This window comes from Streptomyces caelestis (genome assembly GCF_001279005.1).
In the GTDB taxonomy this organism is placed as follows: Bacteria; Actinomycetota; Actinomycetes; order Streptomycetales; family Streptomycetaceae; genus Streptomyces; species Streptomyces heliomycini.
The window spans coordinates 141,736-154,149 of record NZ_LGCN01000001.1 but is presented as its reverse complement, the minus strand read 5'-3'; the positions used below and the strand labels follow the sequence as shown (position 1 = coordinate 154,149).

General features: G+C 68.3%; 12 protein-coding genes. 8 read left to right on the top strand and 4 right to left on the bottom strand.

What is annotated here, in order from left to right:
- Positions 1–11: 11 nt before the first annotated feature.
- Genes ADK41_RS00690 through ADK41_RS00675 form a run of 4 tightly spaced genes read right to left on the bottom strand, consistent with a single transcriptional unit; the run spans position 12 to position 2,741 of the window.
- Positions 12–743 (bottom strand): 7-carboxy-7-deazaguanine synthase QueE, encoded by a 732-nt coding sequence (locus ADK41_RS00690; RefSeq protein WP_030819530.1) that lies wholly within the window; start codon positions 741–743, stop codon positions 12–14.
- A complete protein-coding gene (locus ADK41_RS00685; protein ID WP_030819532.1) occupies positions 740–1,162 on the bottom strand; it encodes a 6-pyruvoyl trahydropterin synthase family protein in 423 nt (140 codons plus the stop codon). Before ADK41_RS00685 ends, ADK41_RS00690 begins: the two co-directional genes overlap by 4 nt.
- Positions 1,163–1,212: 50 nt before the next feature.
- Positions 1,213–2,286: an aldo/keto reductase gene (locus tag ADK41_RS00680; protein ID WP_037803341.1), complete on the bottom strand. Its 1,074-nt coding sequence runs from the start codon at positions 2,284–2,286 to the stop codon at positions 1,213–1,215.
- Positions 2,283–2,741 carry an ATP-binding protein gene (locus ADK41_RS00675; protein WP_051842877.1) on the bottom strand — a complete coding sequence of 153 codons (459 nt, stop codon included), beginning with the start codon at positions 2,739–2,741 and terminating at the stop codon, positions 2,283–2,285. Before ADK41_RS00675 ends, ADK41_RS00680 begins: the two co-directional genes overlap by 4 nt.
- A 779-nt stretch (positions 2,742–3,520) precedes the next feature.
- Here ADK41_RS00675 and ADK41_RS00670 point away from each other — a divergent pair.
- The 8 genes from ADK41_RS00670 to ADK41_RS00630 all read left to right on the top strand — a co-directional run bounded on the left by ADK41_RS00670 (position 3,521) and on the right by ADK41_RS00630 (position 12,135).
- A complete protein-coding gene (locus tag ADK41_RS00670) occupies positions 3,521–5,728 on the top strand; it encodes a glycoside hydrolase family 15 protein (protein WP_420706714.1) in 2,208 nt (735 codons plus the stop codon).
- A gap of 781 nt (positions 5,729–6,509) precedes the next feature.
- Positions 6,510–6,704 (top strand): hypothetical protein, encoded by a 195-nt coding sequence (locus ADK41_RS00660; protein WP_030819541.1) that lies wholly within the window; start codon positions 6,510–6,512, stop codon positions 6,702–6,704.
- A 163-nt stretch (positions 6,705–6,867) separates the two neighbouring features.
- On the top strand, positions 6,868–8,295 hold the full coding sequence (locus tag ADK41_RS00655; RefSeq protein WP_051842879.1) for a sensor histidine kinase: 1,428 nt from the start codon (positions 6,868–6,870) through the stop codon (positions 8,293–8,295).
- Positions 8,292–8,735, top strand: a complete 444-nt coding sequence (locus ADK41_RS00650; RefSeq protein ID WP_030819544.1) for a roadblock/LC7 domain-containing protein — start codon at positions 8,292–8,294, stop codon at positions 8,733–8,735. The genes ADK41_RS00655 and ADK41_RS00650 overlap by 4 nt, the downstream gene beginning before the upstream one ends.
- Complete coding sequence (locus tag ADK41_RS00645; RefSeq protein WP_030819545.1) at positions 8,732–9,091, top strand: DUF742 domain-containing protein; 360 nt, start codon at positions 8,732–8,734, stop codon at positions 9,089–9,091. Before ADK41_RS00650 ends, ADK41_RS00645 begins: the two co-directional genes overlap by 4 nt.
- Positions 9,072–9,671, top strand: a complete 600-nt coding sequence (locus ADK41_RS00640; RefSeq protein ID WP_030819547.1) for a GTP-binding protein — start codon at positions 9,072–9,074, stop codon at positions 9,669–9,671. Before ADK41_RS00645 ends, ADK41_RS00640 begins: the two co-directional genes overlap by 20 nt.
- A complete protein-coding gene (locus ADK41_RS00635) occupies positions 9,668–10,897 on the top strand; it encodes a cytochrome P450 (protein WP_030819549.1) in 1,230 nt (409 codons plus the stop codon). The genes ADK41_RS00640 and ADK41_RS00635 overlap by 4 nt, the downstream gene beginning before the upstream one ends.
- A complete protein-coding gene (locus ADK41_RS00630) occupies positions 10,894–12,135 on the top strand; it encodes a cytochrome P450 family protein (RefSeq protein WP_030819551.1) in 1,242 nt (413 codons plus the stop codon). Before ADK41_RS00635 ends, ADK41_RS00630 begins: the two co-directional genes overlap by 4 nt.
- Positions 12,136–12,414 lie beyond the last annotated feature (279 nt).

The following is a 12,414-nucleotide window of genomic DNA, read 5'->3' as shown; positions in this document are numbered from 1 at the left end:
AGGTAGTCGGGTCAGCGGGCGCGCTTGTCACCGAAGGCGAAAATGTGCATCCGCTGGGTGAAGTGCCAGCCTCGGGCGGGGACGTGGTCGGCCAGCAAACGGGTCGTAGCCACAAGCCCCTCCGCGGTAGCGCCCTCCGGCATGACATAGACCGGGGCGAGCCCGAACTGCTCGGCGTAGGAGGCGATCTCGTCGAGATCGCCGACGGTGCGGGTGACGAACTTGAAGATCGCCTGGCCGCTGGCGGCGAAGGCGCGCAGCGCCTGCGGGACGATGCGCTTGTGCTCGGCGACGTCGGAGTTGGCGAGCTTGGGCGAGACGCTGAACCGCACGCCGTCGATGAGGAGTTCCGGGAGGGGGGCAATGGTCCCGTTGGTCTCGAACTCGATGCGCTTGCCGCCGGCGAGGAGGCGCTGGACGAGGGGAACGAGCTTCTTCTGCTGCAGCAGCGGTTCACCGCCGGTGATCACGACCAGTTCGACGTTCTGGCCCAAGGCCCAGGCGGCGAGGTCGTCGACGGTGCGCTTGTGGGACTCCTTCTTGATGTCGTAGTTGACCCAGTCCCAGGTCTCCTTGGTGTCGCACCAGAGGCAGGTGAGGTTGCAGCGCGACAGGCGGATGAAGAGGGCGGGTGTGCCGGCGCTCGGGCCTTCGCCCTGGAAGGTGGGCTGGGTGTCGCCGAAGGTGTAGGCGATGATCAGTTCGAACTCGTGGTCCGTGTCCAGCTGCAGGTTGGCAGTCACGCAGTCCTCCGGTTCAGGGTGTAGGTGGCCCAGGTCTTCTCGGTCTCGCTGACGCGGATCTGGATCAGCCGGTCCGCCACAGCGGGGGTGAAGTGGGTGAGGAACCAGTGGGCGAGATGGCGGGCGAGCAGTTCCGAGGTCGGCTCGAAGCCGAGTACCTCGTTCAGGTTGCGGTGGTCGAGCGTGTCCTTGATGTACCGCGCGAGCGGCTCGAGGTCCTTGAAGTCGACGACGAAGCCCGGTGGCACGAGTTCGTCCTCTGCGCAGGACAGGACCGCTTCGACGCGGTAGCCGTGCCCGTGCAGGCGGGCGCACATGTGGTCCGGCCCGAGGCTGGTGAGCTGGTGCGCAGCGTCGAAGGTGAACCGCTTGCTGATGGTAAAGGTCCCGTCCGGGGCCTGTTCCGTGGTCGTCGTCATCCGTGTCTCCATGCGGGGTGGGCGCTGGCGGGCTGTTGCACGCGGCGGGGTCAGACCTTGGCCCTGCGCGCGCCTTGGCGCTCGGTCGACTCCTCTATCCCTGTGCGGATCTGGGCGTAGACCTCGTCGACCAGGGCGAGCTCGGCCGGCGTGAGGGGTGGTCCGAGGCAGCGGAAGTTCTCGGTGACCTGGTCCTCGCGAGTGAAGCCGACGACCGTTGCGGCGTGATCGGCCTTCTGCAGGCATGACCGCAAGGCGAGCCGGGTCAAAACGCCAGGCGTGTCGCCGAAGTGGTCGCGCAATGCGTGGAGGCCGGCAGCGATGGCATCGAGTGCCTGCGGGGCCAGGGCGCGGGTGCTCGCCGCTGCGTCAAGGGGACCGAGACGGGGCATCGCGCTGGGAAGCGCCTTGCCGGTGAGTAGTCCATGGGCCAGCGGCGCGGCGAGGATGACGCCGACATTGTGGCGGGCGGTGAAGCCGAACAGGTCTTCGCCTTCCAGGGAGATCACCGACGTGAGGGCGTTGAACCGGGTCCAGATGATGTCCGGCTTGATGAGCCGGAAGAGGTAGAGGAAGCGCTCAGCACAGGCGCTGCGCTCCACGGGTGTCGCTCCGTAGTGGATGTACGGGCCGCGCATGCCGATCGCCTTGATGTCGCCCAGTTGCTGCAGTGTGCGCACCTGGTCGATGGCGCCGCCCAGGTAGCGGTCCTGGAGGCCGAAGTCCCAGGAGTCGAGGGTGTAGATGTCGACCTCGTCGACGTACAGGTTGTCGCGGGTCTGCTGGAACTGCCGGTGGATGTTGCGGTCGGCGTAGGCGTGCGGCGCGGACCCGCGAATCCGTCCGACCTTGCTGCTCACGATCAGACCTTCGTTGCGGTACTCGCGCAGGATGCGCTCGAGCATCCGTTCCGCACGGCCTGCGCCGTAGGAGTCTGACGTGTCCAGGAGATTGGCGCCGAGCTCTACTGCACAGCGCAGGCCGTCGAGAAGGCACCCCTCGTTGGCGGACGTGCCGGAATCACGCTCATCTGTCAGGCCGACGGATCCGGTGTTGACGCCCAGCGGATGAGCCCACAGGCCTCTGCCGAGGTGGCGCGGCGTGAGGGTGTATGCGCCCGTCAACGCGCACCTGCCGTCCGTTCGAGAACTGCGGTGACGATCTTTCCGCCGGCTACCGGTTCCACTTTCAGCTCGCGGGCGAGGCAACTAACGATGAGCAAGCCGCGGCCTCCGGTGGCCTCAATCATCTCGTCCGGGTCTGCAGTGGCCGGTACCACCGTGAGGGGGTCGAAGTCGGCACCGCGGTCGATCACGCCCATGGCCACACCTCGTTCGTAGATCTCCAGGCGCATCCGGACCACTCCAGGGGTGTGTTTCAGGGCATTGGTGACGACCTCGCTGGCGACGACGTCGAGGTCGTACATCCAGGCCTCGTTGGCGTCGCTGTCCAGCGCGTCGTGGACTGCCGCGCGGGCCACGCGCTGCGGGGCGTCGAGACCGGCGAGTTCGACGTTGCTGTGGCTCACCATCTCTCCGAGGCTCCGGTCACGGATCAGCTCGGCGGTTGTTGAGGGCACCCTCGTCTCCTCGTGTTCGAGACGCCCTGGGGCGTGGCCACGATCGCGGCCTGCCTCAACGGTGACGGAAGGCGCACGGCATCGGTACGCCAAACCGTCGCCACTTCTTCGCCACTTCGCTTCGCCCGGCACGAGATCGCCCTCCAGAGAATCCATATCAAAGCGGGACAAAAGTGTGTCCTGCTTGAGGCTCTCCCCCGTCCAAGTGGCGAAGAAGTGGCGATGGTTTGGCGTACCGGTGCGAAGAGATCACCGTCATCGTGGTTGTGGATCAGCGCGTGGCCTCCCCCGCTGACTCTTGGCGGGGGCCGTGCGCTGGCGGGGCTTGTGATGCACCGCCAGCGCGCAGGTCACCGTTCCATGCGCGTGCCGGCTTCCCGGCCGGACCGCGACGCCGGCCACGGCACCCGACCAGAGAGCCCGGAGAGCCGCAAGCCGGGTCAACGGCAGACACGCCCGGCCCGTTGTCGTCTCAAGACGGCAGTGACCACCCGCCCCTACCGCCCCACGTCCCCCTCGGAGTGACTGTGTTCCATGCTCTGCGCCGCCGTCGGCCGGCGGACCCTGTCGTCGCGCAGACGACGGCCGTGCTGAAGGAGGACATCAACGCGTTGCAGTCGGTGCCCTCCAGGGGCACCGTTCGCGCCCACGACGGTGGCCGCGTGGCGACCGCTACCGTGCAGAAGGGCTTCAACGAGGCGTGCGCCGCACTTCGAGGCTTTGTCGGTCAGTACCCGCATAACAAGGCGCTGCCACCCGTCAAGGAACTGGCCCGCCGTATGGGCCAGTCGGCGAAGGTCACCCGAGCAGCGCTCCGTGAGCTGGACGCGGACGGCGACATCACCGCCCCGCGCCGGGGGCCGGCTCGGCGCCTCCGTCCGAACGAGGCGCACCCGAAGGACAGGAAGCTCGTGCGCGAGATCCGTGACGGAATCCGCTCCGGGCGCTACCGAGCCGGTACACCACTGCCCATCGGGCAGCTCGCCCATCGGCATGGCCTCAAAGCGCGCCGGATGGCGCGGGTGTGTCGACCGCTGCTCGCCGACGGTCTCCTCGTGAACTGGACCGAGCCCAGTGGCCTCCGCCTGTATGTGGCCGCCTGTGCGCCAGGGGCGAACAGACGTGTGGGGCATGCGGGGCTAATCGAGGACTACGGCCTGCTCGGCGACCAGAGGGGAGCCGCTCTGGTCCGTCTGGATGGCAGCATCGACTGGTTATGCCTGCCCCGGTTCGACTCGGCCGCGGTCTTCACCCGCCTCCTCGGCACCCCCGAGCACGGCTTCTGGCAGCTCGCCCCTGCCCTCCTCGCAGGCGACGTCTCCGCGCCCGTCCCAGTCCGCCGGTATATGGGTGACACGATGGTCCTGGAAACGGAATGGACCACCGAGTCCGGCACGGTGAAGGTCACCGACTTCATGGTGCCAGGTGACGAGGCCCCGCAGGTCGTCCGCATCGTGACCGGCGTACAGGGGCAGGTCACGATGCGCTCGCTGCTACGGGTCCGGCCCGGCTACGGACACACCGTCCCTCACCTCGAACGCGCCGACGACACACGCCTTGCCATCGATCTCGGTGAGGACGGCGACGGGCGGCTCTGGTTCGAAGCCACCGAGCCCGTCCATGCCGAGGCCGGCGACATTCACACCGACTTCACCGTCACCGAGGGAGAGCGGATCTCGTTTGCGCTGTCGTGGCGGGAGGGCACCGACAGCCCTCCGCCGCAGACTGCCCCTGATGCCCTGCTGAAGCACACCCTCAACCACTGGACGAAGTGGGTCGCGCGCTGCACCTACACCGGCCCGGACCGGGGTTCGGCAGTCCGCTCCCTGCTGACCCTGGCGGCTCTCATCTACAGTCCGACCGGGGCGATCGTGGCCGCGCCGACCGCCTCCCTGCCGGAGGAGCTCGGCGGAGTCCGCAACTGGGACTACCGCTATGCATGGCTCCGCGACGGCGCGTTCATCGCCAGCGTCCTCGCGCACTGTGGGTACCTGTCCGAAGCCCTCGCTTGGAAAGACTGGCTGGTACGGGCGTGCGCCGGCACACCGGGCCGTCGGCAGATCATGTACGGGATCGGCGGCGAACCTGACCTGCCCGAGCAGGTGCTGCCCTGGCTCCCCGGGTACGAGGGCTCGGCGCCGGTCCGGATCGGCAACGACGCCGCCGGCCAGCTCCAGATCGATGTGTACGGTGAGGTCGCCGACGCTCTCTGCGAGATCGCGCTCTCCAGCCCGGACGAGGCGCCCGACATCGCTGCCTTCATCATGGATCTCGTCACTGAGCTGGAGACGCTTTGGGACCAGCCCGACATGGGCATCTGGGAGATCCGTGGCCCGCGCCGCCGGTTCACGCACTCCGCGATCATGGCGTGGGTCGCCGTAGACCGGGCAGTCCGGCTCATCGAACTCGGCTACGCCACCGGTCCGCTGGAGCGGTGGAAGGCGCTGCGCGAGAAGATCCACCGTGAGGTGTGCGCGAAGGGCTACGACGCCGAGCGGAACACCTTCACCCAGTACTACGGGGGGAGCGCGCTTGACGCCTCCCTCCTGCACGCCATGCTCAGCGGGTTCCTGCCGGCGGAGGACAGGCGGGTCATTGGCACGATCAAAGCGGTTCAGAACGATCTGGGCACCACCGGTGGGCTCGTGCTGCGGTACCCGACCGAGGGCGAGCACGCCGGTGTTGACGGCCTGGCCGGCGACGAGGGCCACTTCCTGATCTGCACCGGGTGGCTGGCCGAGTCGCTCGACAGGATCGGCCGCCATGAAGAGGCCGCCGCGGTCCGCAACCGTCTGCTTTCGCTGCGCAGCGACGTGGGCCTGCTCGCCGAGGAGTACGACTTGCGCAACGGACGCCAGTTGGGGAACTTCCCCCAGGGCTTCAGCCACTTGGCCGTCCTGCGTGCGGTGCTGATGACGGGACCCGTATCCGCCAGCCGCGACCACGTCGACCCGCTCCCCGCCTTGCCTGCCGGGACGGCGTCATGAACCGCCGCTCCCCTCTCCCCCCAACGCCCACGGTGACGGAAGGCCGGGCAGGTGAGACCGGGCGAGGGGGCAGTTCATTACCGGAGTTCTGCTGCCGTGTCAAGAGGAGACTTGGAAGTGGCGAACAAGTGGCGACACGGTCGCCCGCGTGCGCAGCCGTGGAGCCTACGAAGAGAAATCATCCGATTCACACCGTCTGTGCTCGCCCTCTGAGCCCGTCGATCACCGTCCGCGACTGTGAAGTGGCGAGGAAGTGGCGGCAGTTTGGCGTATCGGTGGCACGCGAAACGCATCACGCTGGATTCACGATCATTCCGCCTGTCGAACCGTCCACTTTGCCGCTGATGGAGTTCCGATGATCCTGGCCACTCGCCTCCCCTGGCACGTCCAGTTCGCGGAAAACCCCCGGCCGCGAGCGGCAGCTGCTATGGGCGTCGACGTCGTTGTCACTGCACTGCGCGTGGGGATGCCCGCACTCGAGGCGCTGCGTTCCGAGGGTGAGCCCGTCGGTCCGGCGCTCTGCTGCCCGGCCCACGGATCCATGTTCATCCCTGTGGAGGCTGGCACCATCCACCGCTGGGGCGCCGCGCACTCCCAGTGTCTGCACGACTCCTGGGTCTGCGGCGCGGCGTACGGATCAGGATGGTCGCGCTGTCCCCGTCGGTTCTGGTTACTGCCGTACGAGACATCGTTTCCCACCACCTCGCCCGGCAGTCTCCACCAGCAACTCAGCTTCAGCCGTGCTCAGTTGAGGATGGTGGCCGCGTGATGAAGGATCCGCGTGTTTCTCACTCTGCCGCTCGTGGTCGTCCTCGGCATCGTCGTGGTGCTGCTCGTCAGGAAGTCAGGGCTCAGGCCCGCGCACGCGGTGGCCGCCGTGCTGCTCGGGTTCTACCTGCACGACTCCACGCTGGCCCCGACCATCAGCAAAGCCGTCCAGGGCGTTGCGGACGTCATCGGCGGCATCTCCCCCTAGACCGGTCGTCGGGACGGGTGCGCACCCCTGAGCGCGAAGGCCTCCCCCCGTGGCCGCAGCGCTCGGTGAGGCCCGTCCCGGCGGCCCTCCTCCCGCACGGTGCCCGCCGGCCGGACCACCGCGGCTTCGACACCCGCCATGCCCCCGCATCTGAAGGATTGTCATGAATCTCTTCCCGCACGTTGTGGCCGAGATAGCGCTGGGCGGTGGACTCACCGCTGTCTCCGGCGCGCTCGTCCTTCAGACCCGCGGTAAGCGTCAGGCAATCCGGGGCCGCCTGGCTGCGGAGGAGCGCGCTGCCAAAGCCGAGGCGGCGACGGACCAGAGGGTGGGCGAGGTCCGACGGCAGGCGGCCGCCAAGCAGGAGGCGCTGCAGGAACAGCTCACCACGAACTGGCACTGGTACGAGGCCGTCCGCGAGGAGTTCCACCACCTGGTGGAGCAGCGTTTGCCAGCCGTGCTCGATGTGGAGGCCCGGCGACACCCGGGTGTCTTGGTCCCCGGCCTGGCCAGCGAGATGTTGTCCGGTACCGAGTTCGACAAGTTCCACCAGGCGGTCGTGGAAATGGTGCGCGAGACCGTGACCGTGACCCGTGAGGGCATCGGCCGCTCGGCCCGGGCCGGCGTCCGCGGAACCGCGGACGAAGTCCAGACCTTCCTGACCAAGCTCCAGATGAAGATCGATGAGGAGCTGGGCAAGCACTCGCAAGCCAGCGCCTACCACCAGAGCCTCATTGAGATCGACCACTTCGCCACGCGAGCCCTGCACATGGTCCAGCGCCTGCGGATTCTCGCCGGTTCATGGCCCGGCACACAGCGGGCGAACGCCACCTTCCGCGAGATCATCGAGAGCGCGCGCGGACGCATCGGCCCGTACGACCGGGTGAACTACACCTACCTGCCCGACGTCGGCGAGCAGTACGTAGAGGGCCGGGTCGTCGAGCCCATTGCTGTCGCCCTCGCCGAGCTGATGATCAACGCGACCACCTACTCCAGCGACGAGGTGACGGTCTACGTCCAGCGGGTCCAGGCCGGCTATCGCATCGTCGTGGAGGACACCGGCCTGGGCATGAACCCGTACCAACTCGCCGACGCCGAACGGCTGCTGTCCCACAAGGTTCTGCTGGACGCCGCGGGCCTCGAGGACGAGCGCAAGCTCGGGTTCGCGGTCATCGGGCGTCTCTCCTACGACTACAAGTTCCGCGTCGACGTGGGCGCCCCCTCGGCGAGCGGTGGGGTCAAGGCCGTGCTCCTGGTCCCCAGCGCTCTGATGGGCGAGCCCCCAAAGACGGTCGAGCCCGAACATGCCCCGGTCGCGCCCAGCGCACCCGTTGCGGCGCTCGCGGCCCCAGCGCCTGAACCTCCCGCGCATCCGCCGGTGGAGGCCACGGCGCGCCCGGCGCCGCGAACCACAGTCTCGGGCCTGCCTAAACGCACACCACGAAACCTGATGCCCCCGCCTCAGGGACCCACCCAAGAGGCGCTGACCGATTCCGCCGACCCCGATGCCCTGACCGCGGGCTTCGACAGCCTGAATCAGGCCTTCCGCACAGGCTACGAGGCCACCGAACCCGAAGGACTGCAGCAGTGACCACCGCCGATCAGCACACCGCCGACTCCACCGACATGACCTGGGCCCTGAACCGCCTGTGCGAGGAGCCGGGCGTCATGAACGCAGTCCTGTTCTCCAGCGACGGACTGGTGATCGCCAAGTCGGACGACCTGACCCGCGACGACGCCGAACGCACGGCAGCCGCCCTCTCCGGCGTCAAGTCTCTGCAAGCCGACCTCGGCGCGTTCTGTGGTTACCCCGACCAGAACAAGAGCTCCTTGGTCATGCGGCACGTGGTCAGCGATCTGAAGGACGCCACCGTGTTGCTGTTCGCGGCGGGCGAGCGCACCGGAGTGGGTGTCTCCGTGCGCGGCGACGCGCTCAGCAAGGAGGCCTCGCTCGCCATCACGGGCACGCTGAAGATGATTCAGGGCTTGCGCCCGGTGCTCGGCGCCCGCGAGCGGAGCAGCACCGTATGACCGCGCACGGGCGTCAGCGGCGTGGAATGGTGCGGTCCTACACCGCCACGGGCGGCCGCGCCACGCCCTCGCGCACCACGCTGGACGAGGCCACCCTGCTGATCGCCGACCCCAATGTGCCGCTGGCTGGCCTGGGTGCACAGGCGTACCGGGTGATGGACCTGTGCCTTCCCGGCGTCCTGGCCGTGTCCGAGGTCGCCGTCCACCTCGAACTGCCCGGGGCTGTCACCAAGGTCATCGTCTCCGGTCTCGTCGACAGCGGTCACTTGGTCGCCCGTGCACCGTTCGTTCCCGCTGCGGAGCAGCACGATGAGGACTTCCTGAGAAGGGTTTTGGATGGACTACAGAAGCTCTGACCGTTATGTGTCGGCCGGGGCCCGCTCAGTCAAGGTGGTCGTCCTCGGTCCGTTCGCGGTGGGCAAGACCACCCTGGTCGGTTCGGTCTCGGAAATCCGCCCCATGCGCACCGAGGAGCAGATGACCAAGGCCGGGGAACTTATTGACGACCTCGGCGGCATGAAGGACAAGACCACCACCACCGTCGCGATGGACTTCGGGCGCGTCACGCTGGCCGAGGACATCGTGCTCTACCTCTTCGGTGCCCCGGGCCAGCCGCGCTTCCACCGCATGGTCCGCTCTCTGCTCGACGGCGCTCTGGGCGGCCTTGTCCTCGTCGACACCCGCCGCATCGAGGAGAGCTTCGACGCGATCGACCTGCTGGAGTCCGCCGGACTGCCGTACACCGTCGCGGTCAACCACTTCGCTGAGGAAAGCGCCCCCCGCTACAGCGACGCCGAGATCCGCGACTCCCTGACCATGGCCGACGACCGCCCGCTGGTGTGGTTGGACGCACGCTTCCGCCATTCGGCGAAAGAAGGCCTGATCGCCCTGGTCACCGACATCCTCACCCGCCCCCGCCTGGAGCCCGTCCGATGATTACTTCCCCGCGCCCGCCTCGCCTGTTCGGCGACGCCTTCGCTCTGCGGCCGCAGGGCGCTTACTCCGAGCTGCGGGCCGCCGGCCCGGTGGCCTGGGCCGAGATCGCGGAGAACGCGTACGCCCTGGTCGTCACCAGCCATCGGGCCGCGATCACCCTGCTCAATGACACGGCCACCTACAGCAAGGACAGCCGCCGCTGGGCCGCGCTCAACAACGGCCGTGTCCCGCCGGACAGCCCGATCCTGGCACTCATGGCCTTCCGCCCGAGCCTGCTGTACGCCGACGGCCAGCGCCACGAGCGGCTGCGGATCGCACTGGAGCAGTGCCTGGCCCGCGTCGACGTCCACATGCTGCGCGAGACCACCCAGCTCCACGCCAATTTGCTCATCGACCGGATCGCTCCTAGCGGGCACGCCGACCTGATGGTCGACTTCGCCGACACCCTTCCGCTGCTGATCTTCGCCGACATCCTCGGCTGCCCGACCCATTTGGCCGGGCGGATGGTCACCGCCTGCCAGGGCATCATCAGCGCTGGCGCCTCGGCCGCGCAGGCTGCCGAGGACTTCGCGGGCATCCTCTTCGAGCTCATCCAGACGCGGAAGCAGCAGCCCGGTGCCGACTTCACGTCCTGGATGCTCGCCCATCCCGCCCGCCTCACCGATGAGGAGATGGTCCACCAGCTCTTCTGCTTCGTCGGAGCCGGCACCATCCCCACCGCGGCGTGGATCGCCTCGGGCCTGCGCCTGCTCCTGGAGGACGACACCTACGCGGGCGACCTCGCCGGCGGCACCGTCACCGTCCGGCGCGCCATGGAAAAAGTGCTGTGGACCCGCAGCCCGATGGCGAACTTCAGCGCCCACTTTGCCCGTCACGCCACCATGCTGCACGGCGTCCCCATCCCCGAAGGCGAGCCGGTTCTCATCAGCCATGCCGCTACCGGCACCGACCCCGCTCTGCCGCCCGGCCTCGGCTACGACAACCGCTCTCATCTGGCCTGGTCGGCCGGTCCGCACCGCTGCCCGGCCGACGGCCAGGCCAGCGTCATCGCCCAGACCGCCATCGAGACGATCCTGGACCGCCTGTGGGACCTCAACCTCACCGACCCCGACGTCCCGAACCGGCCGGGCCCGTTCCACCAGTGTCCCGTCTCGCTGAACGTCAGCTTCCGCAAGCAGCCCGCCGATGTCCTCACCGCCACCACATCCGCAGGAGGTAATGCGTGACCAGCTCGCCGATCCCCCTCGACACCACCGGACGACACCTGTACGCACAGGCCGACCAGCTCCGCGCCCAGGGCCCCGCGGTCCGCGTCACGATGCCCAGCAACCTGACTGCCTGGTCGGTCACCCGCGGCGACGTCGCGCGGATGCTGCTGGTGGACCCGCGGGTCTCCAAGGACGCCCGCAAGAGCTGGCCCGGGTACCGGCCCTTCGCCATACCGTGGCTGGCCGCCTGGGTCGACGTCATCAGCATGTTCACCAGCGACGGCGCCGACCACAAGCGCCTGAAGGACCTCGTGGGCCGTGCGTTCACCGCCCGCCGGATCGAGGCGATGCGCCCCGCCGTGGAGGCGATCGTCACCAGCCTGCTGGACGCCATGGAATCGGTGGAGCCGGACCAGCCCGTCAACCTGCGGGCCGTCTTCTCCTACCCGGTTCCCACCCGTGTGATCTGCGACCTCTTCGGTGTCCCGGACGAGCAGCGGCCCGAGATGCTGCGGGTCATCGACTCTGTCCTGGACACGAGCGCCTCCGACGAGACGGCCGCCCAGATCCGCGATGACATGTTCGCCGCGATGCGCGCCCTGATCGCCGCCAAGCGCGCCACCCCGGGCGACGACATGACCAGCCTCCTGCTGGCCGCCCACCAAGCCGACGGCGACCGGCTCAGCGAGGACGAACTCGTCAGCACCCTCATCCTCATGATCGGGGCGGGCTCGGAGACCGCCGTCTCCATGATCAATCACGCGGTCGTCGAGTTGCTCGCCCACCCCGAGCAGCTCGCCGCCGCGACCGCTGACCCCGCACGCTGGGACGACGTCACCGAGGAGACGTTGCGTAAGCATCCCCCGATCATGCACCTGCCGCTGCGCTACTCCGTCGCCGACATCGACCTCGGCGAGGGCGTCACGATCCGCCAGGGCGACCTCATTCTCATCGGCTTCGGCGCGCACGGCCGCGACCCGATGACCAACCCCCAGCCCGACCACTTCGACATCGACCGCGCCGACCGGCAGCACCTCGCCTTCGGCCATGGCATCCACTTCTGCCTCGGCGCTCCCCTCGCCCGGCTCGAAGCCCGCGTGGCCCTGCCGGCCCTCTTCGCCCGCTTCCCCCGTCTGCGGCTTGCCGCCGACGAGAACGGCCTGCTCCCCCAACCGTCGTTCATCGGCAACGACTACCGCGAACTGCCCGTCGTCCTCACCACCACCCAAGCCGGGAACACCGGCGAAGCAGCCTGACGGAAAGGGCCCGAGGATGCTCACCAACGAGTGGGGCTGGGCAGGCGGTGGCGCCGCACCGATGTGGATGCCCCAGACACAAACCCCCACTCTGCCTTCGAAATCTAGTGCGAGAACTCGCCCGAAAATAGCCGTGACGCCACCGGAGAGGGTCGTTTCCCTCGGCGTTCCGCTCATTCGTTCGACATGAAGGGGCGCAATGCAGTGCAGACCCGTTCACCTGGTACGGAGTCAAAAATTCGAACGCGCCGCATGTCTCGCCGTCAACCCGCATCCTCC